This is a genomic window from Streptomyces fulvorobeus (genome assembly GCF_013167895.1).
GTDB lineage: Bacteria > Actinomycetota > Actinomycetes > Streptomycetales > Streptomycetaceae > Streptomyces > Streptomyces fulvorobeus.
Genome location: NZ_BLWC01000001.1, coordinates 6,055,495 through 6,077,814, shown reverse-complemented (window position 1 = coordinate 6,077,814; position 22,320 = coordinate 6,055,495). Strand labels below are relative to the sequence as shown.

Annotated in this window: 17 protein-coding genes and 3 pseudogenes; 8 read left to right on the top strand and 12 right to left on the bottom strand. The window is 71.0% G+C overall.

The annotated features are described in order from the left end of the window. Positions 1-84: 84 nt before the first annotated feature. Positions 85-448 (top strand): annotated as a pseudogene (locus Sfulv_RS27540) (FGGY-family carbohydrate kinase); the annotation flags it as partial. Between the two features lie 164 nt (positions 449-612). Here Sfulv_RS27540 and Sfulv_RS27535 read toward each other — a convergent pair. From Sfulv_RS27535 to Sfulv_RS30820, 5 genes and pseudogenes are all read right to left on the bottom strand, one after another. Further along, positions 613-1,671 carry an enoyl-CoA hydratase/isomerase family protein gene (locus Sfulv_RS27535; protein WP_173317142.1) on the bottom strand — a complete coding sequence of 353 codons (1,059 nt, stop codon included), beginning with the start codon at positions 1,669-1,671 and terminating at the stop codon, positions 613-615. A gap of 117 nt (positions 1,672-1,788) precedes the next feature. Then, on the bottom strand, positions 1,789-2,277 hold the full coding sequence (locus tag Sfulv_RS27530) for a GNAT family N-acetyltransferase (RefSeq protein WP_173317141.1): 489 nt from the start codon (positions 2,275-2,277) through the stop codon (positions 1,789-1,791). Between the two features lie 127 nt (positions 2,278-2,404). After that, on the bottom strand, positions 2,405-3,460 hold the full coding sequence (locus Sfulv_RS27525) for a DUF6397 family protein (protein WP_246353257.1): 1,056 nt from the start codon (positions 3,458-3,460) through the stop codon (positions 2,405-2,407). Positions 3,461-3,570: 110 nt separating this feature from the next. Further along, entirely contained in the window at positions 3,571-3,984 is a 414-nt protein-coding gene (locus Sfulv_RS27520) for a roadblock/LC7 domain-containing protein (RefSeq protein ID WP_173317140.1), read from the bottom strand. Positions 3,985-4,122: 138 nt separating this feature from the next. After that, positions 4,123-4,621: pseudogene (locus Sfulv_RS30820) on the bottom strand (ATP-binding protein); the annotation flags it as partial. A 156-nt stretch (positions 4,622-4,777) separates the two neighbouring features. On the opposite strand from Sfulv_RS30820, the gene Sfulv_RS27515 reads away from it, so the two are divergent. Beyond that, positions 4,778-5,377 carry a class I SAM-dependent methyltransferase gene (locus Sfulv_RS27515; protein WP_173317139.1) on the top strand — a complete coding sequence of 200 codons (600 nt, stop codon included), beginning with the start codon at positions 4,778-4,780 and terminating at the stop codon, positions 5,375-5,377. 1 nt (position 5,378) lies between these two features. Here Sfulv_RS27515 and Sfulv_RS27510 read toward each other — a convergent pair whose 3' ends face one another. Further along, positions 5,379-6,410, bottom strand: coding sequence for an oxygenase MpaB family protein (locus Sfulv_RS27510; protein ID WP_173317138.1), 1,032 nt, complete (start codon positions 6,408-6,410; stop codon positions 5,379-5,381). Positions 6,411-6,671: 261 nt separating this feature from the next. Between Sfulv_RS27510 and Sfulv_RS27505 the strand changes: the two genes are divergently transcribed. Continuing rightward, entirely contained in the window at positions 6,672-7,553 is an 882-nt protein-coding gene (locus Sfulv_RS27505) for a hypothetical protein (RefSeq protein WP_173317137.1), read from the top strand. A gap of 26 nt (positions 7,554-7,579) precedes the next feature. On the opposite strand, the gene Sfulv_RS27500 is transcribed toward Sfulv_RS27505, so the two are convergent. Both Sfulv_RS27500 and Sfulv_RS27495 read right to left on the bottom strand, forming a co-directional pair. Further along, positions 7,580-7,762, bottom strand: coding sequence for a tail-anchor membrane protein (locus Sfulv_RS27500; RefSeq protein ID WP_173317136.1), 183 nt, complete (start codon positions 7,760-7,762; stop codon positions 7,580-7,582). 80 nt (positions 7,763-7,842) lie between these two features. Next, on the bottom strand, positions 7,843-8,931 hold the full coding sequence (locus Sfulv_RS27495) for a fatty acid desaturase family protein (RefSeq protein ID WP_173317135.1): 1,089 nt from the start codon (positions 8,929-8,931) through the stop codon (positions 7,843-7,845). Between the two features lie 255 nt (positions 8,932-9,186). On the opposite strand from Sfulv_RS27495, the gene Sfulv_RS27490 reads away from it, so the two are divergent. Together Sfulv_RS27490 and Sfulv_RS27485 are read left to right on the top strand one after the other, a co-directional pair. Continuing rightward, complete coding sequence (locus Sfulv_RS27490; RefSeq protein WP_173317134.1) at positions 9,187-12,099, top strand: SCO1167/SCO6262 family helicase; 2,913 nt, start codon at positions 9,187-9,189, stop codon at positions 12,097-12,099. Further along, positions 12,096-13,457, top strand: a complete 1,362-nt coding sequence (locus Sfulv_RS27485) for an SWIM zinc finger family protein (protein ID WP_173317133.1) — start codon at positions 12,096-12,098, stop codon at positions 13,455-13,457. The genes Sfulv_RS27490 and Sfulv_RS27485 overlap by 4 nt, the downstream gene beginning before the upstream one ends. Before the next feature lie 137 nt (positions 13,458-13,594). Here Sfulv_RS27485 and nadE read toward each other — a convergent pair whose 3' ends face one another. Next, a complete protein-coding gene (gene nadE, locus Sfulv_RS27480; protein ID WP_173317132.1) occupies positions 13,595-14,425 on the bottom strand; it encodes an NAD(+) synthase in 831 nt (276 codons plus the stop codon). 305 nt (positions 14,426-14,730) lie between these two features. Here nadE and Sfulv_RS27475 point away from each other — a divergent pair, with 305 nt between their 5' ends. Further along, positions 14,731-15,312: an N-acetylmuramoyl-L-alanine amidase gene (locus Sfulv_RS27475; protein ID WP_173317131.1), complete on the top strand. Its 582-nt coding sequence runs from the start codon at positions 14,731-14,733 to the stop codon at positions 15,310-15,312. Between the two features lie 101 nt (positions 15,313-15,413). Here Sfulv_RS27475 and lgoX read toward each other — a convergent pair. After that, positions 15,414-17,406, bottom strand: a pseudogene (gene lgoX, locus Sfulv_RS27470) (L-glutamate oxidase LgoX). A 286-nt stretch (positions 17,407-17,692) separates the two neighbouring features. Between lgoX and Sfulv_RS27465 the strand changes: the two are divergent. Further along, complete coding sequence (locus Sfulv_RS27465; RefSeq protein ID WP_173317130.1) at positions 17,693-19,591, top strand: CASTOR/POLLUX-related putative ion channel; 1,899 nt, start codon at positions 17,693-17,695, stop codon at positions 19,589-19,591. A gap of 109 nt (positions 19,592-19,700) precedes the next feature. After that, positions 19,701-20,225, top strand: a complete 525-nt coding sequence (locus Sfulv_RS27460) for an ATP-binding protein (RefSeq protein WP_173317129.1) — start codon at positions 19,701-19,703, stop codon at positions 20,223-20,225. Here Sfulv_RS27460 and Sfulv_RS27455 read toward each other — a convergent pair. Further along, entirely contained in the window at positions 20,160-20,747 is a 588-nt protein-coding gene (locus Sfulv_RS27455) for a hypothetical protein (protein ID WP_173317128.1), read from the bottom strand. The genes Sfulv_RS27460 and Sfulv_RS27455 overlap by 66 nt on opposite strands. A gap of 267 nt (positions 20,748-21,014) precedes the next feature. Continuing rightward, positions 21,015-22,310, bottom strand: a complete 1,296-nt coding sequence (locus Sfulv_RS27450; protein ID WP_173317127.1) for a peptidoglycan recognition protein family protein — start codon at positions 22,308-22,310, stop codon at positions 21,015-21,017. Positions 22,311-22,320 lie beyond the last annotated feature (10 nt).

Sequence of the window (22,320 nt, the reverse complement as noted above, 5' to 3'; positions counted from 1 at the left end):
GGTACCCCCCGTAACCGGGCCTGGACCGGGTCGGGGCACCGCGATGCGGCGCCTTCCTGACGCACCCTGGCCGGACTCCGCCGGAACGGCCCGGGCGGCTGTGTGCGGTGCGTGCTGGAAAGTTTGGTGCCGGCGCATCGCAGGACCTTGCGGCAGGCAACCGAGCTGGCGGGCAGAGAGCTGACTCGTGTCCGTTTGGGGGGCGGTTCGCGCAATGAGCTGTTCTGCCAGTGGACCGCCGCCGCGACCGGCCTGCCGGTCACGGCGGGGCAGGCCGAGGCGACGGCCCCGGGGCAACATCCTGCTCCAGGCGCGCGCCCACGGGCTGGTGGGCGACCTCGCCGACATGCGCCGGCTGGTCGCCCGCACGCAGGATCTACGGCACTACACCCCCCGGGGCGGTGAGCGGGACTGGGACCGTGCGGCGGCCCTGCTCGAAAGCCGTTGAGGGGATCGATCTCCTGGGTTGTGTCCTCGAACCGCCGTCCTACGGCCGGCCGGTGGCCGGGCCGCGCGGCGTCTGGTGGGTGTGACCGGGACGGCCGAGCGCGGCCCACAGTCTCGGCGATGTGCCAGGCGCCGCGCGGCGGACGGCCGTGCGAGGACACGTCGTCAGGCGGGAGAGCCGAGGCCGAGCTCCCGGCCCTCCAGCGGCGCGAAGTAGCGGGCCACGTCGGCCTCGGTGACGTCCGCCAGTGCTGCCGGGTACCACTTGGGGGCGCGGTCCTTGTCGATGATCTGTGCGCGTACCCCCTCCACCAGGTCGGGCGCGGCGAAGGCGCGGCAGGAGACTCGGTACTCCTGGTCGAGCACCGCTTCCAGACTGCCGAGCCGGCGAGCCCTGCGTACGGCGGCGAGCGTGACCTTGAGCGCGGTGGGTGACTTGGCGAGGAGCACCTCGACGGTCTCCTTCGCCGGGGTGACACCGCTGCCGTTGAGCCGGTCGATGATCTCCTCGACGGTGTCCGCCGCGTAGCAGGTGTCGATCCACTCGCGGTGGGCGGCGAGCTCGCCCTCGGGCGCTTGGGAGGCGTGGGTTCGCACCGTGCCCACGACCTCGTCCCGGTCGGTGCTCCCGGCAATCGCCGCGGTGAGGTCGCTCAGCCGCTCGGAGGGTACGAAGTGGTCGGCGAGCCCGCACAAGAGGGCGTCCGCCGCGCCGATCACCTGTCCGGTGAGCGCGAGATGCGTGCCGAGCTCACCGGGGGCCGACGCCAGGAGGCGGGTGCCGCCGACGTCGGGGACGAATCCGATGCCGGTCTCGGGCATGGCGACGCGCGAGCGCTCGGTGACGACACGAATATCGCCGTGGGCCGACACGCCTACGCCGCCTCCCATCACGATGCCGTCCATGAGGGCGACGTACGGCTTGGGGAAGCGAGCGATGCGGGCGTTGAGGTGGTACTCGTCGCGCCAGAACGCCAGGGACGCCTCGCTCCCGGCGCGCGCGTCGTCATGGAAGGAGCGGATGTCCCCGCCGGCGCACAGCCCGCGCTCCCCCGCTCCACTGAGCACGACGGCGACTACCGCGTCGTCCTGCTCCGCGATGGTGAGCCCTTCGTCGACCCGCCGCACCATGGCGTGGGTCAGCGCGTTGAGAGCCCGTGGCCGGTTGAGGGTGATGTGGAGGGTGTGGCCCTCGGTGTGCAGCAGGACCGTGTCGTCGTTCATCTGTGCGCTCCCGGTCGGGGCCTGGGCGGGTCTTCCGCCGGTCGTGGGTGATCTCTCCGCCTCATTCTGCGACGGCCACCGCCCGGCCCGGACAGCGGGTGACCGCCCCGCACCTGCTCAGAGGGCCTTGTGCATGACGTGCAGCCCGACGTAACCCTCGACCGGGTGGTTGAAGCCCTCGGGCAGCGTCCCCAGCACCTCGAAGCCGAGCTTCCTGTACAGGCGTACCGCGTGGACGTTCGTCTCCACCACGGCGTTGAACTGCATGGCCCGGAAGCCTGCGGCGCGCGCCCACTCCACGCTGTACTCGCACAGTGCCCGGCCCACGCCTCTCCCCGAGTGGGCCGGGTCGACCATGTAGCTGGCGCTGGCGATGTGCGAGCTGTTGCCCAGGTGGTTCCTGTTCATCTTGGCCGTGCCGAGGACGGTGCCGGAGTCGTCCACGGCGACCACGACACGGCTCGGCGCCGGCACGAGCCACCACTCGCGTGCCTCCTGCCTGCCGAGGTCCGGCGGGTAGGTGAACGTCTCTCCCGCGGCGACGATTTGGTGGAAGAACGGCCAGATGGCGGGCCAGTCCTCGATGGTGGCTTCCCTGATCAGCATGGTGATCAGAGTGCCTGTTCCCCTGTCCGGGCGCGAATCCTTTGCGGGGGAGGGCACGACAGGGCATCCGGTGAACACCGCCGCACCGAGCGGGGCGGCTTGCGAGCGGGGACGGCGTCCGAGCGGCTTACGGGGAGGCCACCCGCCTGCGGAGCCCGAGCCGGGTCAACAGACCCGGCCCCGTGCCTCGTTCCGGCAGCGGGTCAGGTGCCGGGGTCGCCTCGGGCGCTTCGCCCAGCGCTGTGAATCCTCCCGCCGGCCCTCGCCACACCGCCTCCGTCGCCCCTTCCTTCGGCGCGCCCGCCCTCCTGGGCATGGCGCTGCCATCTCGCTCCTCACCCGGACGCGGAGCGGGCCTGGCCTCACGCGCCCGGTCGAGCTCCAGGGCCAGACTGATCCGTCGCCACAGAATCTCGTCCGGATCATCGGCGAGCATCAGCTGCGCCATGATCTCCCGCCCGCTCACCGAGCCCGGGCGTCCGAAGACCGGCTCGGGCCTGGCCTTCACCAGGTAGGCGCGCTCGTACGGATCGTCGACGACTTCCGCGAGCTGGACCGGATCGAGCGCTGACGCCTCCACCGATGCGCGCACCCACGGGTCCTCGGTACTGCTGAGCAGCCTGTCGATCCTGCACGTACGCCAGTTGCGCGCCCGCCAGTCGGTCCCCGCCGTCAGCATCGTGCGCATTCCGACCGGACTCTTTCCCGCGAGCAGCCCCGGCTCCCGGATGGCGAACCGGGCGAGGTCCTCGGCGAGATACAGCCACACCACCGCGCGGTAGCGGTTGAGATAGAAGGAGACGGGTGAGAAGCACCCCACCCGGGCCAGCCGTGTGAAGCGGACGGGGCTGATTCCCAGCAGCCCGGCTCCCTCCGCCGTCCCCAAAGTGCGCACCCGGTCGCGCAGTACTTCCGGGAAACCAGCCTGTGCGCGCAGACGGCCGATCTCCTCGCTGCGGACCCGCGGCCGCCCGCCACCCTGCCCGACGGTGACGCCGATCAGTCCGAGGTGCACAGCCAGTTCGAACTCGCCGCGCCTGAGCTCCAGTTGTTGTGCGGCTCGCCCCGCGGCCACGGTCACCGCCGGCTCCGCGCCCCGCTCTGCCACATCAGCCGCACCGGACGTGCGAGCACCGCCGACTCCATCGACCACGCGCACACGCGGCGCTTCCCTGACAGCCATGACTGTCCTCCCCCGTGAGGCTCGAATACTCTGTGTGATCACGGTAGCCCGGAGGAGGCTCTCCTCGTCCGGCCTGTGGACAACTCCATCGGCCGAACGATAAGCGCAGGTCAGAGAAGGTCTTGCCCTTCGGCGCCATCGTTACGCATCGCTACGCCGAGGTGCTCGCCCACTCGGTTCACGAGCAGGGTCATCTCGTAGGCGACCTGGCCGACATCGGCTTCAGCCGCGCTCAGCACACACAGACAGCTGCCCTCGCCCGCGGCCGTCACGAACAGCAGTGCCTCGTCGAACTCCACCATGGTCTGCCGTGCCCGTCCGGCCCTGAAATGCCGGCCCGAGCCGCGGGCCAGGCTGTGCAGACCCGACGACACGGCGGCGAGGTGTTCCGCGTCCTCGCGTGCGAGCCCGGTGCTCGCCCCGGTCACGAGACCGTCGTTGGACAGCACCAGTGCGTGCCGTACGTGCTCCACCCGGCCGGTCAGATCGTCAAGGAGCCAGTCAAGTCCCCGGTCCAACGCCATACGTTCGTCCTCCCCGCTCATACGTTCCCCACATCGCGCGTAAGCCTCGCGTACGGCTTCCGTACGGGCAAGCGCCTGCCCTGAGCCGGGGCGACGCTTCGCGCCATGTCCGTCCGGGGGTGAGCACCGGCGGGGTCGGCCCGCGGAGTCGAGGAGCCGGGCCGTGTGCATCCGCCCGGCGTGCTCGACCATACGGATCAGGACCTCCTTTCCGGAGCCGCGGTCACGCGTGTCACCGAGCACGGCCGGGTTTCCCGGGTCGAGGCCGCAGGCGCGGGACACGTTTCGAGCCGCATCGGTGCGAGCGCCCGGGAGGCGGTTCACCGCGACGACGAAGGGGATGCGGCGGTGCTCGACGTGGTCGAGGGCGGGGAAGCAACGCCGAGCCGCCGGGAGTCGGCGGGAACCTCCGCGCCGCGCGCGCCCGGCGACAGCGCGCCTCAGAGGAACGGGAGCGGTCGTGGACCGGTGTGCCGAGGCAGCTGCAGACACAGCCCGGACCTTTTGGGATGCGGCCGAAATCCATCGCCACGGTCGGGGTGGTCTTCCGGTCCACGCCGCCGGGGTCGTCGACGGTCCGCCCGGCCTCGCTGAGCAGTTCCTCGTTGCGCAATGGCCGGATTTCGCTGACCGCTCCCCTGGGTCGCGCAGGGAAAGGGGGCGCAACGGGGGTTCCTCCGACGTGTGCGCGCCGCCTACGCGTCAAGAGAGGTTCCCGAACGCTCACGCAGTGCTCGGACCTGACCGGCTGCTCGTCGTTCCGGTCGCTCACGGGCTGCGCGATCATGTCCGTATGGCTGACGACCGCACACAGGTACAGGACTTCTTCGCCGCCCGGGCCGCCGACTGGGACAGCCGCTTTCCCGATGACGGGCCTGCGTACACCGCCGCCGTCGAAGCGCTCGGGCTGCGGCGGGGCGACGCGGTGCTCGACGCGGGCTGCGGTACGGGGCGCGCACTCGACGCCCTGCGCCAGGCGGTCGGCCCCGAAGGCACCGTCCTGGGTGCGGATCTCACACCCGCCATGCTGGAGACGGCGGTGCGGGCCGGACGTGACCGCAGCGGCTTTCTTCTCCTCACCGACGTGACGCGGCTGCCGTTGCGGAACGGCGTACTCGACGCGGTGTTCGCCGCCGGTCTGATCTCCCATCTGGCGCAGCCGGGGTCGGACGTACGGGAGTTGGCGCGCGTGGTGCGGCCTGGCGGGCTACTGGCCCTCTTCCACCCGGTCGGCCGGGCCGCCCTCGCGGCCCGGCACGGCCGGGCGATCACCGACACCGATCTGCGGGCCGAGCCCGTGCTCCGACCTCTGCTGGCCGCCGCGGGATGGCGTGTGGACACCTACGTCGACGTGGACGACCGCTTTCTCGTGGTCGCCGCACGCGTCGGCTGATTCACACCCGCCCACGCGTCGGCTCCGGCGGGCCCGTCCGGGGGGGGCACCAACGGGCGCCGGGGCGTCTCACGACCTCCCGGGCGACGACCGAGGCGGAACCCCGCCACCCCCACGCCACGCCGGAGTCATTCGCCGGGAGCACCTGCCCCCGTACGTGGGCGACCGGGCAGCCTCGGACACCCGGGGTGGGGAACGTACCGAGCGCGGCGACCTGGTAGCCGTCCGGATACCCTTTGATCTCCGGGTTCTGACGGGCGTAGTGGGCCGTGGATCGGGGCGGCAGAAGGCGTACCGTCCGGGCTCGCAGGCGCAGCGCCGTCCGGGTCAGGCCCCGGGTGGCGGGCCCCGGCCTCTCGTAACGGAAGGCCCGGAGCAGTGAGTCGTCCAGGAGGGCGAGGCTCGCCCCGCGGACGACGCGGGCGAGGGGCCGCGGGTACCAGGAGGCCATCAGGGCGAGCGTGGCGTCGGAGACCTTGCGCGCGCCCTCGTCCCAGCCGAAGTGTGCTTCCTCGTAGGCGTCGAGCGTGCGCTCGAAGTCCTCGTACGTCGTGGGCACGTCCTTGATGCCCATGTGGGCGCCGAGCGTGCGGTAGTAGACGGCGGAAGCCGTCAGCTCGTGCTGCGAGAGCCGCCGCCATCCGTAGGTGTCCAGCCAGCGCTTCGGCATCACGACGAACGTACACAGCACATAGCGCATGTCGTCGTTGCTGATGTCGTAACTGCGATGCATCTGGTTGATCCGCCGGACAGCGGTGCGCCCGGCCTCGGCGGCGAAGCCGTGCTCGACGACGGTGTCCAGGAGCAGTGTGGTGTCGTCGTAGCGCTTCTGCGGACGGTCCGTCAGTTCGCTGGTCTCCGCGAGGAGCCGTCCGATGCTGGGGACCGCATAGGTGCGGTAGACGGCGAGCTCGAGCGCGCGTGTCATGTCCCAGGGGAACTCGTACGCGACGGTCAGCCGGTAGATCTCCAGGAAGTCCCTCTCGGGATCCATACGCTGGATTTCCTTCAGCCGGTCGAACCGCTTCGCCATGCCGCCCCCATCTCCCGTGTGCGCCCAGCCTATGAGGCGACGGCCCGAGGGCCATGCGTGCGGTGCGTTTCCGCCGCTCTCAACCGCGGGTCCCGCGTATCGCCTTCCGGTCGCGGACAGTTGCCCGCCCGTGGGCCCGGCACGACTGGCACGGCATGTGACAGGGCTTCGTACCGGCGGTCAGGGCCTCGACGACGGGGTTACCCGCTGGTTAAGGTGCGGGCCGACGCACCACGCCACGACGAGGACGAGGAGGGTGCTGTGGCCGGGACGCCAGACACGGTCGCCGATGACGACGCACTGTACGTGCTGACGGCGGTGCTGTTGACGCCCACGCAGTTCCCGAGCGTGCTCGGTGACGACTACGTGGCCGCGTGCGCAGTCCTGGGCCTGGAGCCGTATGCCGAGGGTTACGGCCTGGTGCTGGGCCAGGACGGCGGCGGGGCCCGCTGGACGGTGGTCGTCGACGACGTGTCGCTGGTGGCGGTGGCCATCGCTTCCTGGGACTGCGGGATGGCGTACGACCTCTCGCCCGACGACCGTTCGGTGGTCTGTGCGCTGCCCGGCTGGCCGCTGGCCGTCGCCGTGGCGGCACCGGGCGTCCCCGCCCCGCACGACCCGCCGCCCGACCCGGAGGCCGGGGGCGGGGGACCGCTGCCGCTGGCGCCTCCGGACACGGAGAGCTGGGGACCTCCGCAGCGGCGCCTGGGCGCGGACGAGGTCGCCGCACAGTGGGCGGCGTGGCGCGAGCAGGTCGACGACGGGACGGCTCACGGCCCGGCCGCCGGCCATGCCGGGGAGGCTGTCGGCGAATCCGGACGGCCCGGAGGTGGTTCCGCCGGCCCCGGAGGTGGTTCCGCCGCGCCGCCGGGGCGCCACCCCGGCGTACGCAGGGTGCTGGCCGAGGCCCGCGCCTACGTCGTCGATCCCCCGCCGCCGGGCCGCATCCGCTCCGCGTTCGCGCCGGGCGGCGCCCGGACCCTGCGTGTCGACGGTCCCGGCTGGTCGCTGGTCGCCAGGACCGACGACATGGCGTTCGCCCTGCTGGACGAGGAGCCGGGTGAGGTGCTGCCGATCGGGCGCGGTCCCGAACTGCCCGGTCTGCTGACCGCCCTGGACGGCTTGGCCCTCCGGCCGGCCTGAGCGCGCCCGGGCCTGCGGGCGCCGGGTCAGCGGCCGATCTGCTTGCGGCTGACCCGGCGGAGCCGGCGTCGCTGGGACGGGTCGAGCATCAGATACCCCGCCACAGGCACGCCGATCAGCACGAGCAGGGCCCACCAGAATCCTATGAGCGGCCACAGGACGGCTGCCGCGACAACTCCCCCGAGGGCGATCTTCGCACCGTTGGACATGGTCCACGCCTCCTTCGCGGCCGGAGCCGCTCCTGCTGTGAGAACGCTCTCAGGCGCCCATCGGTTCCAGGAACCGCCGCTCATCGCAGCGGTTCTCCGACCTCGTGCATGTGACTCAGCGCCTGCCGGTAGGACTCGATGAGCCCTGTCTCCGCGTACGGCATGCCGATCGCCTGGCAGTGGGCCCTGACCAGCGGCTGGGCGAGGCGGAGGTGCGGGCGGGGCATGCTCGGGAAGAGGTGGTGCTCGATCTGGTAGTTCAGCCCGCCCAGGAACCAGTCGTTGAGGGCCGTGCCCCGGACGTTGCGCGAGGTGAGGACCTGACGCTGGAGGTGGCCCCAGCGCTCGCCTTCCGGGTCGGGCATCTCCATGCCCTTGTGATTCGGCGCGAAGGCCATGCCCAGGTGGAGGCCGAAGAGCGCGTGGTGCACCAGGGCGAAGACGACGGCCTTGCCGAGCGACATGGTGGTCAGGAGCAGCGTCACGTACAGCGCGAGGTGGCTGACCATCAGCGCGCCCGATACGAGGCGTTCACGCATGGGCTGGCTGCGCAGGAACTGGAAGCCGGAGACCTTGAGCGCGATGCCTTCGAGCAGCAGCATCGGGAAGAAGAGGCCGGCCTGGTTGCGGGTGAGCCAGCGAGCGAACCCCTCGCGCTGCGCCGCCTGCTTCTGCGTCCACACCAGCGCCCCGACACCGACGTCAGGGTCCTTGTCGATGTGGTTGGGGTTGGCGTGATGGCGGTTGTGCTTGTCGTTCCACCATGCCTCGTTCATTCCGAGGAGCAGGTTCGAGTGGACGAGCCCGATGTTCCGGCTCGTCCTGCGGTTGCCTGATATCTGGGAGTGGCCCGCGTCGTGTCCGACGAAGGCCATGCGGGTCCACACCAGGGCCAGCGGCAGGGCCAGGAGCAGGGACCACCAGGTGTCGCCGAGGAGTACCAGGCCGGTGAGCACCGCTCCGAGCGCGAGGAAGTTGACGGTGATGCCCGCGGCGTACCAGCCGGTGCGGCGCTCCAGGAGCCCCTGGCCCCTGACTGCGCGCAGGAGGGGCGCGAAATCGCTGCCGGCGGTCCCGGAAGCTGTGGAACCGCCGAGGCCCGTGAGGTCTCCGGGCACCTCCGATCCGTCGCGAGTGTGTTCAGCAACGGTGGCTACCGCCTGGGGCATGACGTCTCCGGTCTCTGGACTGCGCTGACCTCATGAAACGTACGGAAGGGAGGCTCGTGGCAGCCATGGCGCCACCACCCGGGGCCTTGGGGGGCTTGCCCCCGGCGCCGGTGGTGGCACTGACCGCACCACGAGTCCCTGAAGGCAGAAATGAGTGACCTGGATCACAGCGCATCTCTCCCGGAAGGTGCCTCGGGTGGAGTACCCTCGGCGACCCCGGCCCCACTAGTCAAATTTGAGGAATCTGACATCGCTGTGCACAGGCTTCCTGCGGCAACGCTTTCCGAGATCTCTGACCTGTCCCGCTGCTCCGCAGTCTTCCTCCCCGCGGACCCGGCCCGTACCGGCCTGATCGCGTTCTGGAACCCGGACGGTAGCACCCCTCCCCGGACCCCCGGGATTCCGCGGGAACTGACCGTCGTCGGGGCGGACGCACAACCGTACGTGGTGCCGACGTCGCTGCTGTCCGTGGAAGAGGCTCTGCCCGTGCTCACGCGGGCGCGGGCGAGCGGGCACGCCTCCCCCGCCACCGCCTTCTGGGGCGCCGCCGGTCTGCTGGCCCTGCAGCTCGCCGCGCGTGGACTCCTGTTGCCCGGACTGAGCGCCGGCGAGCACGACGCCTGGCGGACCGGCCCGCTCACCGCCGAGGACTTCGACCGCATTCGGACGCTCGCGGCAGCCATGCCTCCCACCGCGCACGCGGTACCGCTCGACGCGACGCACGAGCCCCTTCTGCTGGCTGAACCGGAATCACTTCTTCGCGCGTTCCTGGACGCCGTGGCCGACTCGCTTCCGCGTACTCCGGCCGCCGCACTCGCGACCGGAAGCCCTCTCTTCACTGCCGAGAAACCGCAGAGCTGCGCTGATCATCAAGGATGGGCGGCCGATGTGGCGGCCGGCCACGACGCGGGCGTACGGCTCTCTCTGCGCATCGAGGTCTCGGGGATCGAGGAGTCGCCCCGGAGCCTAAGCGGAATGGACAGGGAAGCAGCAGCCGGGCCCTCGTTCCTGGCCGTCCTGCAGATCCACAGCGTCAGCGATCCCACCCTGGTCGCCGATGCGGCCGACGTCTGGGCAGGCACCGCTCCGATGTCCGCGGCCTTCGGCCCGCGGGCCCGGATGGACGCCCTGCTCGCCCTGCGCCGCGCCGCGCGCGCCTGGCCGCCGCTGGCTCCTCTGCTGTCGGCCGCGGTGCCGCACTCCATCGACCCGGCGGACGAGGAGGTCGCGGAGCTGCTCGGTCCCGCCGGGCGTGCGCTCGCCGCGACCGGCGTACAGGTCCACTGGCCCAAGGCGCTGGCCCGGAAGCTCACCGCGCGCGCGGTGATCGGTCCGGTCGGCCCCCATGAGGGCGACGAGGGCCGGGACGGTGCCAAGGGGCCCGGCGGCACGGAGTCGGACACCCCGTCCTTCCTCTCCGCCGGCGCACTCCTCGCCTTCAACTGGTGGTTCGCTCTCGGTGACCAGAAACTCACCCGGGAAGAGCTCGACCGCCTCGCGGAAGCCGGCAGGCCCCTGGTCCGCCTCCGCGACCAGTGGGTGCTCATCGACCCGGAGGAGGCCCGGCGCGCCCGCGAGACGCAGGACCGCGAGGTGACACCGATCGACGCGCTCGGCGCCGCGCTGACCGGCTCCACCGAGGTCGACGGCCGCCGGGTCGAGGTGGTGGCGACCGGCTGGCTCCAGCAGCTGCGGGACCGGCTCGCCGACCCGGAGTCCGGCGGGAACCAGACGATCGGCCAGCCGGGCGCCCTCACCGCGACGCTGCGCGACTACCAGCTGCGCGGGCTGAACTGGCTCAGCACCATGACCTCCCTCGGCCTCGGGGGCTGCCTCGCCGACGACATGGGCCTCGGCAAGACGATCACGCTGATCGCCCTGCACCTGCACCGCCAGGATGACGCCTTGACCGCGGGCCCGACGCTGGTGGTGTGCCCGACCTCGCTGATGGGCAACTGGCAGCGCGAGATCGAGAGGTTCGCGCCCGGCACTCCCGTACGCCGCTTCCACGGCGCGGCGCGCTCGCTGGAAGCACTGGCCGAAGGCGAGTTCGTCCTCACCACCTACGGCACGATGCGGCTGGACGCGCCACGGCTAGCCCGGTCGGAGTGGGGCATGGTCGTCGCCGACGAGGCCCAGCACGTCAAGAACCCCCACTCGTCGACCGCCAAGCAGTTGCGGACCATCGGAGCCAGGGCCCGCGTCGCACTCACCGGGACCCCGGTGGAGAACAACCTCTCCGAGCTGTGGGCGATTCTCGACTGGACCACACCCGGCCTGCTTGGCCGGCTGAGCACCTTCCGCACCCGGTACGCGAGCCCCGTCGAGGGCGGCAACGACCCGGCGGCGGCGGAACGGCTCGCCACGCTGGTGCGCCCCTTCCTGCTGCGGCGCCGCAAGTCGGACCCGGGCATCGCCCCGGAGCTGCCGCCCAAGACCGAGACGGACCGCGCGGTCTCCCTGACCGCCGAGCAGACCGGCCTGTACGAGGCAGTGGTACGGGAGACCATGGCCGAGATCTCCGGCGCCGAGGGCTTCGCGCGCCGAGGTCTCGTGATGAAGCTGCTGACCGCGCTCAAGCAGATCTGCAACCACCCGGCGCAGTACCTCAAGGAGGAGCGTCCGCGTATCGCGGACCGGTCGGGGAAGGTCGAACTGCTCGACGAGCTCCTCGACACGATCCTCGCCGAGGACGCGAGTGTCCTGGTGTTCACCCAGTACGTACAGATGGCCCGGCTGCTGGAACAGCACCTGGCCGTGCGCGGCGTCCGCACCCAGTTCCTGCACGGCGGTACGCCGGTCGCCGCGCGCGAGGCCATGGTCAACCGGTTCCAGGCGGGCGAGGCACCTGTCTTCCTGCTGTCGCTCAAGGCCGCCGGGACGGGGCTGAACCTGACCCGGGCCGGCCATGTCGTGCACTTCGACCGCTGGTGGAATCCGGCCGTGGAGGCGCAGGCCACCGACCGGGCCTACCGGATCGGTCAGACCCAGCCGGTCCAGGTGCACCGGCTGATCGCCGAGGGCACGGTCGAGGACCGGATCGCGGAGATGCTGGCCCGCAAGCAGGGGCTCGCGGACTCGGTCCTCGGTTCCGGGGAGATGGCACTCACCGAACTCACCGATGCGGAACTGGCCGATCTGGTGGAACTGCGAGGGGGCGCCCGATGAACGAGCGATACAGGACGGACGACGACGAGCGGTACGGGAGTGGCGAGGGTGACGAGGAGCAGACCGGCGTGGTGGGACAGGAGCCGGAGCGCACCTTCGCCGCCCTGCCGCCCGCCGGCGGCCGGGGCTTCGCGACGTCGTGGTGGGGCCAGGCGTGGCTGAAGGCCCTGGAGGACACGGCCCTCGACGGCGAGCAGCTCAAAAGGGGGCGCAAGCTGGCCCGCGAGGGCGGGGTCGGCGCGGTCTCGGTACGGCCCGGCCGGATCACCGCGGTCGTCCAGGACCGGGACTCCACGGCCTACCGCAGTGACGTGCTGCTCCAGCGGCTCGGCGACGAGGAGTGGGACCGCTTCCTCGACATGGCGGTCGACCGGGCGGGACACATCGCCGCGCTGCTCGACCGGGAGATGCCACCGCACCTGGTGGAGGACGCGGCGGCTGCCGGTGTGGACCTGCTGCCGGGAATCGGGGATCTGGAGGCGGAGTGCACCTGTGAGGCGTGGGACCACTGCCCGCACACGGGGGCGCTCTGTTACCAGGTGGCGCGGCTGCTGGACCAGGACCCGTTCGTCCTGCTCCTGATGCGTGGCCGCGACGAGCGCCGGCTGCTCGACGAGCTGCAGGCCCGCAGCATGGCCCGGGCCGCCCGGGAAGCGCCCGGTTCGCCGGAGGCGAGGGAACGGTCCGGGCCGGGGGCGGGCGCCGGCGTCGATGCACGGGAGGCGTTCGCGGCGCGGGACATACTGCCGCCGCTGCCCGCCGCTCCCCCGCTGCCTCCGGAGCCGGGGCAGCCGCCGTCCCTGGACACCGAAGCCGGCCCGGCGCCGGGGGTCGATCCGGGGGCGCTGGAGTTCCTGGTGGCCGGCACCGCCGTACGGGCCTACCGGATGCTCGCCGAGGCGCTGGCCCAGGGGCACGGACAGCAGCCGGTGCCGGACCCGCTGACCGTCGCGCAGGACGCGGTGCGGCTGGCGGCCGATGTCCGGCCCGAGCCGCGGATCGCCGCACGCATCGCCCAGGGGGCGGGGCGGCAGCGGGCCGACCTGGAGGCGGCGGTGCGCGCGTGGCAGTACGGCGGGCCCGCGGGGCTGGCCGTACTCGACGAGGAGTGGGAGCCGGACGCGGAGTCGCTGGCACGGGCCCGCGCCCAGCTCGCCGAGGTGTGGGAGGAGGGTGAGCGGCCACGGCTGAGGGCCGGGCGGAACCGCTGGACGGTGGCGGGCACCGACGTACAGCTCCGGTACGGGCCCGATGGCCGCTGGTGGCCCTACCGCAAGGAGCGGGGGCGCTGGATGCCGGTGGGCCCGGCGGACGACGACCCGTCCGGGGCACTGGCGGTGGCCCTGCCGGAGGCGTAGGGCGGTGCGGGTGACCCGGCCCGGTGCGGCGGTCGGCCGCCACCGGGCCCGGGCGCCGGTGAGGTATGCGGGGCGCTGCGGTCGCGTCGGGTGAACCGGATGCGCCGCGTCGGCCCGCCGCCCGGAGCCCCCGGCCGCTACGGAGCGGTCGGCAGCTGACGCTTGTGCTCGGTGAGGCGGTAGCGGCCGACGATCGTTTCGAAGACCTGCTCGTCCACCGGCTTGCCTTCCAGGAAGTCGTCGATGTCGTCGTAGGTGACGCCGAGGGCGTCCTCGTCGGTCTTCCCCGGGGCGAGGCTCTCCAGGTCGGCCGTCGGCGCCTTCCGGACCAGCTCGGCAGGTGCTCCCAGCAGGTCCGCGACGGCCCGCACCCGGCGCTTGGTCAGTCCCGCCAGCGGCACCAGGTCAGCGGCCCCGTCACCGAACTTGGTGAAGAAACCGGAGACCGCCTCGGCCGCGTGGTCGGTACCGACGACGAGACCGTCGTGCGCGCCTGCCACCACGTACTGCGCGATCATGCGCTGCCGCGCCTTGAGGTTGCCGTGCACGAAGTCCTGGTGGTGTTCGTCGCGGAAGCTCACACCACCGGCCAGGGCAGCCTCCAGCGCGGCGTCCCCCGCAGGCTTGATGTCCACGGTCAGCACGTGGTCGGGCTGGATGAAGGAGAGCGCGAGCTGAGCGTCGTGCTCGTCCGCCTGGACGCCGTAGGGCAGCCGCATCGCGTAGAACCGGGCTTCGTGGCCCGCGGCCCTCGCCCGCTCCACGGAGAGCTGGCACAGGCGGCCGGCGGTGGTGGAGTCGACGCCGCCGCTGATGCCGAGCACCAGTGCGCGCAGACCGGTGGAGGTCAGCCGCTCGGTGAGGAAGGCGACCCGGCGCTCGCTCTCCCGCGCGGCGTCGAAGGTCTCGGCGACCTGGAGTTCCCGGGCGATCTCCTGCTGCAGGGCGGTGGACGCCGACTCGCTCACGTCTGCTCCTTGTTCCGTTTCACGGGGTGCCGTCTGGATGCTGTCCCATCCACCCTATCCAGGAGGCGCCGAACCATTCGGGGTGGTCCGGTCGGTGCCGGGCGGGGGTGCGAGGGCCCGGGGGCGGTGACGGGTCCTGACACCCTGGCGTCGGGCAACGGCAGCGACTTCGGGAGGAGGGACGGCGCGGGAGCCTTCGACGCGCGGAGAGTGCTCCGGGGAACCGAATCGCGGGCCCGGTCGTCATCTGCGGGAGACGGCCGCGCTGTTCCCTCGCGGCCTACCTGCCCCGATGGAGTGCGCCGGTGGACCGGAGAAGAATCCTTCAGGGCGCCGCGGTCTGCGCCGCTGCGGCGTTCCTGCCCGCCTCGGTGCGCGCGGTGGCGGCCTCCACCGGGGAGACGGACTACCCGCAGGCATCCTGGGCACCGGCGTCGCCGTCCAACTACACGGAGGCGGAACGGCCTTCGTCCCGCCCCGTCGACCTCGTCGTGCTCCATGTCACCCAGGCCACGTTCGGTGACACGGTCGGAATCTTCGCGAATCCGGCCAAAAAGGTCTCAGCACATTACGTGGTGCGCTCGGCGGACGGGTACATCACCCAGTGCGTGCGGGAGAAGGACATCGGCTGGCACGCCGGGAGCTGGGAGTACAACACGCGCAGCATCGGCATCGAACACGAGGGCTGGGTGGATCAGCCGGCCTACTTCACCCACACGATGTACGAGCGTTCGGCGCGGCTCACGGCGCACGTGTGCGAGCGCCACGGCATCCCCAAGGACCGCGCGCACATCATCGGCCACCACCAGGTGCCGGGCAGCGACCACACCGACCCCGGGAGCAACTGGGACTGGGAGCGCTTCATGCGCCTCGTCAACCGCGTGTGAGCCGTCGGTCACTCGCCGGACGAGCGCGTGCGAACCGGCAGGCCCCGACGCCGGAGCGCCGGGGCCTGCCGGTCACGTCGTGGTCGAGCGGACCGCACGGCTCACGCGGTGTGGATCTCCAATGCGGTACGCACGGCGGACTCCACGGCTCCCTCGATCCACGCCGGCTTGACGGACGTGTGGTCGCCGGCGAAATGCAACGGCCCCTCGGCCGCGGGAATGGCGGTCAGCAACTCCGTGTGCTGCCCGGGCAGGAGGACGGACGCCTCCCCGTAGGCGTAGGGGTCGCGGAGCCAGCTCTGCGTGCGGCCCACGCCGGTGTAGAAGACCTCGACGCGCTGCCCGTAGACCTGCTGGAGGCCGCACAGAGCGTACGGGTACCGCGCCTCGTCCTCCAGTGAGTCCCAGCGGAGCGCGTCGTCCGCCCAGCTGTAGGAGGCCAGGACCACGCCCCCTCGCTGCCCGGAACCCGATGGGAGGGATGGAACATGAACCGATTGGCGTTGTCCGACATGGAGCCGCCTCCCACGACGTCGACCGCCTCCGGCTGATCGCGCACGATCGCACGGTTGGCCGCGTAGTGGGTGCGCTGATCCGCTGAGATGTGTCCGGCGGGCACGGAGGGGTGAGCCCCGAGCAGGCTGCCGTCCGCGGCGGCGCGGCCGGTGCGGTAGGCGTCGTAGAGACCCGGGTCGACGGCGTGCAACGCGCGTTTCCAGTCGGCCTCGTCAAACTCCCACCAGCGGCGGCTGAACTCCAGCAGCACCTTGGTGGCGCTGTCGTAATGCAGTTCGGAGACCGCCCGTCGCTTGCCGTACGACATGGGCGGGGTGATCTGTACGTGGCGCAGCCCGGAGAACGGCACCGTGACCACGGCGACGTCCGCGGTGAACTGCTCGCGTACGACGGGTCCGCCGCGGCCCTCCGACACGGTGTCCACCCAGACGTGCGGGCCCTTGCTCCGGACGTGCTCGACGTCCGGCGAGGAACGGTCGGGGTGGTGGTACTGGATGCGCGTGACCCTGCGGTCGAACCGTACGTCCTCGCGTACATGTTCCAGCAGGGCGTCCGGCAGCACGGCCGTGCCGCCCTCCAGTTCGTAGAAGGGGGTGTCGGGGCTGATGAGGGAGGAGCCGATGAAGCTGTGGATGAAGGAGAGAGGGAGGCGTGAGGTGAGGTTCTCCAGGGTGCCGATCAGGTCGATGGTCCGTTCGTCGAAGCCGGCGTGTTCGGTGAGGAAGCGGAACATCGACCAGTCACCGAAACGCTGCACCACGCGGGCCCAGCCCTGCAGCCGCTCCGGGAGCGGTTTGTCGACGCGCTTGCCGTTGCGGTCGACGTAACTGAACTCGTCGCGCACCGGGTCCAGCACGGAACGCAGAATGGTGCCGGCAGGGGTGTCCCAGTGTGCCCGGGGACACCGAACGACTGGTTCACGCGCCGGGGGGCGCGGGCGTACTCGGCGCGTCGCACGCGGATACCGTTGACGTGGATCCAGGTGCGATTGGCGGGAAGCCCTTCGCTGTCGACGTCGACGTAGTGAAAACGCCGTTTGCCGAGGCGGAACTGGTCGATCAGTTCCATCACCAGGGGATGGCTGCCCGGAATGCGCATCGCGCCGGCTTCCGCGTACTGGCCGGGATCGGCGAACGGCTGCTCGGCGCCTTCGTGGCCACCGGCCCGGAAGGTTTTGACGCGTCCGCCCGCGCGGTTGCCGTTGGCCTCCAGCACCGTCACACGGTGCCCTGCCTTCTTCAGCAGCCAGGCGGCCACCAGCCCGGCCGGGCCGGCGCCGATCACCATGACGTTCTTGGGCCGTGCCCTTCGCTGAGCCGGGAGTCCCTTCTTCAGCACAGTCTGGTAACGCGGGACGAGGGGGCGGTCGTCGGAGTCCAGTACGAGGAGTGCGCGGGCGACGGCGAGGCACCGGTCGAAGTCGATGCCAGTGCTGTCGCGCGGGGCGGCCTGTGCGGGCGCAGCCGCGGTGACACCGCTTGTCAGGGCCGTGGCCACCGTGGCCGTGCCGACCGCCGCCGCGAAGCTCCTCCGCGAGAAACCGCCTTGTGCACGCTCCACGGCGTGATCTTCAGTCATGTCAGCCTTTGTATCGGTTCCGTGACTGAGCGTTCGCCCTCTGCCCCGTAATTGACCCGAAGGAGCGAAGGAGCGACATGTGTAGACATCGCGACAGATCTGCTGATGTGAACGGCCCGGTGAACTCGAAGGAATGAACGCTGAGCGGACTGCGTCTGCCGCGGCGATCGGTCCTGAAGACTGCGGCCTACGTATCCGCATCCGTGCTCTCCGGCGGACCTGCGTGGCACGCCGCCTACGCGGTGCCGACGCGGCCTCGCGGAAGGTGTGTGGTGATGGGGGAAGGATGGCTCAGCGACGTACTCCGGTGGGTGACAGAGTCCGCTACTGGTTCGACAGCACGCTGGCCCGCGGTGCCCCCGCGCTCGTCGGCTGGATGGCACTGCTGTGCCTGGCCGTCGTCGTCCCGGCCAGTGCGGTGCTGGTGTGGACCGACCCCGACGTGCCGGCGTCCCCGACACACCGACTGGCTCAGGTATGGCACCTCACCGGGGAGACACTGCGGCTGGGCGGCGCCACGGGTACGCCGCTCCAGGTGATGATGTCGCTGCTGCTCGCGCTGGTCACCCTGCTGTACGTCTCGACGCTCGTCGGCCTGATCACGACGGCGCTCACCGAGCGGCTCACCGCGTTGCGACGCGGCCGTACCACCGTTCTGGAACACGGGCACGCCGTGGTCCTGGGGTGGTCGGAGCAGGTCTTCACGGTGGTGAGCGAGCTGGTGGCCGCCAACGCCAACCAGCAGCGCACGGCGGTGGCGGTACTGGCCGACCGCGACAAGACCCTGATGGAGGAGGCCCTGAGCACAAAGCTGGGCTTCACCGGCCGTACGCGGCTGATCTGCCGCAGCGGCCCCACCACCGACCCGGCCGTGCTCGCCCTCACCAGCCCGGCCACGGCCGGTGTCGTGCTGGTCCTGCCCCACGACGAGCCCGACTCCGACGCCGAGGTGGTCAAGACCCTGCTGGCCCTCCGGGCGGCTCTGGCCGGAGCGCCGACCCGTCCACCCGTCGTCGCGGTGGTCCGGGACGACCGGTACCACCTGGCCGCCTGCCTCGCCGCCGGATCGGGCGGCGTCGTCCTGGAGAGCGACACCATCACCGCCCGGCTGATCGTCCAGGCCGCCCGCCGTCCCGGCCTCGCCCTCGTCCACCAGGAGCTCCTCGACTTCGCCGGCGACGAGTTCTACCTGGTCGCCGAGGCGACGCTGGTCGGCCGTCCGTTCGGCGACGCGCTGCTGTCCTACCCGACGTCGAGCGTCGTCGGGATGATGCGGGGAGACGTCCCCCTGCTCAACCCCTCACCGGAGACGCGCATCGCTCCGGACGACCTGCTCGTCGTCATCACCCGTGACGACGACACAGCCGTGCTGGAGGACTGCGCGGACCTGGTCGAGGAGGCGGTAGTGGCATCCGGCCCTTCGGCGCCCGCGCAAGCCGATCGGGTTCTCCTGCTGGGCTGGAATCGCAGAGCGCCCCTGATGATCGACCAGTTGCGCCGCCGGGCCCGACCCGGATCAGCGGTCGACGTGGTAGCGGATCATGGAGAGGCGACAGTCCGGCAGGTGAACGAGGCCGATGCCGACAGCGGTACCGACCTCAGCCTGACACTGCACCACGGGGACGTCACCCGGCCCGAGACCCTGCGACGTCTGGACGTGCACTCCTACGACAGCGTGATCGTGCTCGGCCGGGACCCCGTTCCCGGACAGTCGCCGGACGACCCCGACAACCGCACGCTCGTCACCCTCCTGCTTCTGCGGCAGCTGGAGGAAGCCACCGGGCGCGAACTGCCGGTCGTCACCGAACTGATCGACGACCGGAACCGGGTGCTGGCTCCCATCAGCCCCGGAGCCGACGTCATCATCAGCGGCAAGCTCATCGGCCTGCTCCTGGCACAGATCTCCCAGAACCAGCGCTTGGCAGCGGTGTTCGAGGAACTGTTCTCCGCCGACGGCACAGGGGTCCGCCTGCGGCCGGCCACCGACTACGTGCTGCCGGACAGTGAGACGCCCTTCGCCACCGTGGTGGCGGCCGCACGGCATCGGGGCGAATGCGCCATCGGTTACCGAAGCCATCACGACGTACTGAAGAGTCCCCGCTACGGTGTGCGGATCAATCCGCCCAAAACAGAGCAGCGCCGCTGGGCGGTCGAGGACGAGGTCATCATCATCGGCACGGACTGACGGACAGCGTCACCGGGGTGGAGCCTTGCTCTCACTGCGCGCCGGGGCCGTTGTGGTGAGCCTCGAATGCGAGGGTAGGAGGAGGGGGAAACCCAAGTGAGGAGGGCCGATGACGAAGGACACGTCGCTGTATGCGGTGGGATGGGCGCAGTCGTTTCCCATATCGCGTGGGGTACGGGCCGGTCGCCGCTGGACACGGGACCACCTGGCGTCTATGGAATGGACGAGGAACGCTCCCGAAAGCGTGGACGCGATTCTGCTCAGTGTCTCCGAACTGATCACCAACGCGCACGTGCACGCGCGCAGTGACGCCCAGCTGGTCATCACCTGGGACAGCCGCTGCCTGCATGTGAGCGTGCACGACTCCGCACCCATGCCCCCCACTCAGCAGCCCGAAGACCTCACGACGACCGGTGGACGCGGCCTGGCCATCGTCGACGCGCTCGCCGACGGCTGGGCCACGCATCCCCAGGCGTCGGGCAAGACGGTCACCGCCTGCTTCGTACCCCCGGCGCTCCGAAGCCCTCGCATGGGGGGATATCAGCTGAGGTACCGGGTCCCGCACGAATCAGCTCAGTTGGTAGGAGCCGGCGCGGTCGTACCAGTTGACGGATGGGCAGTCTCCCGTTCCTGAACCGCCCAGGTGAGTGCACCGATCGATCCACTCCGAGGAGGCGCCGGTGTAGTTGGCGCCGTCGAAGAGCTTGATGTCGCAGGTCTGGGCGGTGTAGGTGCTCACCGAGCTGTAGGTGTTGTTCTCCAGGATCCCGCTGGGGTTGCTGGAAGTGTACGGATGGGTGAGACCCGGGATGTTGTAGTCGACGTCGCTGGTGGTGGCGGTACAGCCACGATCGCCGTAGTAGATGGTGTAGCCGCCGCCCTGCCCGTAGTTGATCCAGTTGTAGACCGAGACAAGGGGAACCGACGCCAGGGTGGAGCCGTAGGAGGCGAGATCCTCTTCCGTTCGGAAGCAGGTCGTCTTCTGATCACTGAGGTCGGCTGCGCAGTACTTCCCGGCGGGATGAGGCACCGGGGCGTGAGCGACCTGCGGGATAGGTGTGGCCGCGGCGGTGGAGGCCGAGGCGCCGAGCGCAAGGGCAGCGAAGACCGCGAACAGCGTCCTTACCGGTGACAAACTTCCGGGAGCCAAGTGCACGACATCCTCCTGAGACCGTGTCCGTCGAGCGGTCTCCATGGTGCCCGGCCACCGAGCCGTTGACCAGGGCGCGTCGGCGGATGCTCTCCCGTGGTGGACCACGGACATGCGTCACGTCGTCCTGAATTGCCGGACGGAGAGCGGGATTTCAGCCGTCCTCTGTCGCCTCGGGCGGAGCGGGCGGTGCTTCGACCGTCTGAGGCGATGGCACGGCCCGCTACGACAGGGCCGCGCCGATTTTTACCGGCGGCCGTCACCCCCGCCGCACTACACCCCTTCCTGCACCTCCTGGTCGACCGGGACCTCCTCGAACTGCGTGGCGGGTGCGTCGCCGGCCACGACCCCGTCCGCCGGGAGGATCACCGGAGGGAGGGAGGCGGCCTCCGGCATGACGAGCTCGCTTTCCAGCCCCGCCTGGCCCTTGAGCCCGCGGAAGTTCTCCTCCACCACACCGCCGAGCGCGGCACACCAGGTGCTCAGGTCCACCCGCCCGGTGACCCGGAGCCCGTGGAGCGCCTGCAGCTTGGCAACCGCGACCCAGGTCGCCCGGTCGAAGGTGCCGGTCGTCTTCACGGCGTACAGCTTGGTCGCCAGGATCGACTGGACACCGAGTACTGCGGCCCCGGTGGCACCCATGCCGATCTCCGGGGCCAGTGCCTCCCAGGCCGGCCCGGACATCGTGCCGTCCGGGGCGCTGGGGAAACCGTGCGCCGTCTGGAAGGCGCGCACCGCTGCCAGCGTGGCCGCGCCGAACGCCCCGTCCGCGACGAGGTTGAAGCCCTGGGTGTTCAGCAGGTGCTGCAGCGTCCGGACCGTGGCCCCCGCGCAGGAGGTGAACGTGTCGGGCCAGGTGCGGGCCGGGATGGAGCTCGGGTCCTGGCCGAGGCGCTTGGCGACGTGCAGGCGCAGCAGCGGGAAGGTGGAGTAGAACTTCGCTCCGGGGCACTGGGTGTTGTTCCAGTCCCAGTGGCCGGTGATGTTCTGGGCGCCGAAGCCGTACTGGGCGCAGATGGTGCTGGAGAGCTGGACCAGCGACCACCACAGCTTCCCGGTGGGCAGCTCGTCGATGTAGGTGCCTTCGTTCTCGATGCCGATCGACTGGGTGTTCTGGCCGACGGCGTGCGCGCTGACGACCTGGTAGCCGCCGTCCTCCAGCGCGTCCAGGCTGCCGTGGCGGCCTTCCAGCACATAGCCGCCGCGGCTGATGCTGAAGTGGTTGCCGGTGTCCGACCAGCCGTTCTTGTCCATGTGGATGTACTGGACACGCTCGGCGCAGGCGATGGCCGCCTCCATCGAGAAGTCCATGGTGTTCGGGAACGCCATGTGGTGCACCACGATCCGCCGGGTGGAGGCCGTACGGGTCGACAGCTCCCCGGCGGGCGGGCGGGCACCCCACTCGTCGCAGCTCATGATGTACGCGGTGTCCGAAAGGTCCGCCGGAGCGGCGGCCGCGACGCCGCTCGCGCCAGCCAGGTGGCCGGCCCCGAGACCGGCTACGGCGGCCGCGCCGGCGCCGGCCCGCAGAGCACTGCGACGGGATATGTACACGGGCTCGAAGGACATCAGGCGTACC

Coding starts and splice junctions, on each gene's coding strand:
- Sfulv_RS27520 (WP_173317140.1), bottom strand. CDS start 3,984: ATGGCGTTGGACCGGGGACTTGACTGGCTCCTTGACGATCTGACCGGC.
- Sfulv_RS27500 (WP_173317136.1), bottom strand. CDS start 7,762: ATGTCCAACGGTGCGAAGATCGCCCTCGGGGGAGTTGTCGCGGCAGCC.
- Sfulv_RS27530 (WP_173317141.1), bottom strand. CDS start 2,277: ATGCTGATCAGGGAAGCCACCATCGAGGACTGGCCCGCCATCTGGCCG.
- Sfulv_RS27485 (WP_173317133.1), top strand. CDS start 12,096: ATGAACGAGCGATACAGGACGGACGACGACGAGCGGTACGGGAGTGGC.
- Sfulv_RS27535 (WP_173317142.1), bottom strand. CDS start 1,671: ATGAACGACGACACGGTCCTGCTGCACACCGAGGGCCACACCCTCCAC.
- Sfulv_RS27450 (WP_173317127.1), bottom strand. CDS start 22,310: ATGTCCTTCGAGCCCGTGTACATATCCCGTCGCAGTGCTCTGCGGGCC.
- Sfulv_RS27515 (WP_173317139.1), top strand. CDS start 4,778: ATGGCTGACGACCGCACACAGGTACAGGACTTCTTCGCCGCCCGGGCC.
- Sfulv_RS27465 (WP_173317130.1), top strand. CDS start 17,693: ATGGCTCAGCGACGTACTCCGGTGGGTGACAGAGTCCGCTACTGGTTC.
- Sfulv_RS27510 (WP_173317138.1), bottom strand. CDS start 6,410: ATGGCGAAGCGGTTCGACCGGCTGAAGGAAATCCAGCGTATGGATCCC.
- Sfulv_RS27460 (WP_173317129.1), top strand. CDS start 19,701: ATGACGAAGGACACGTCGCTGTATGCGGTGGGATGGGCGCAGTCGTTT.
- Sfulv_RS27495 (WP_173317135.1), bottom strand. CDS start 8,931: ATGCCCCAGGCGGTAGCCACCGTTGCTGAACACACTCGCGACGGATCG.
- Sfulv_RS27525 (WP_246353257.1), bottom strand. CDS start 3,460: ATGGCTGTCAGGGAAGCGCCGCGTGTGCGCGTGGTCGATGGAGTCGGC.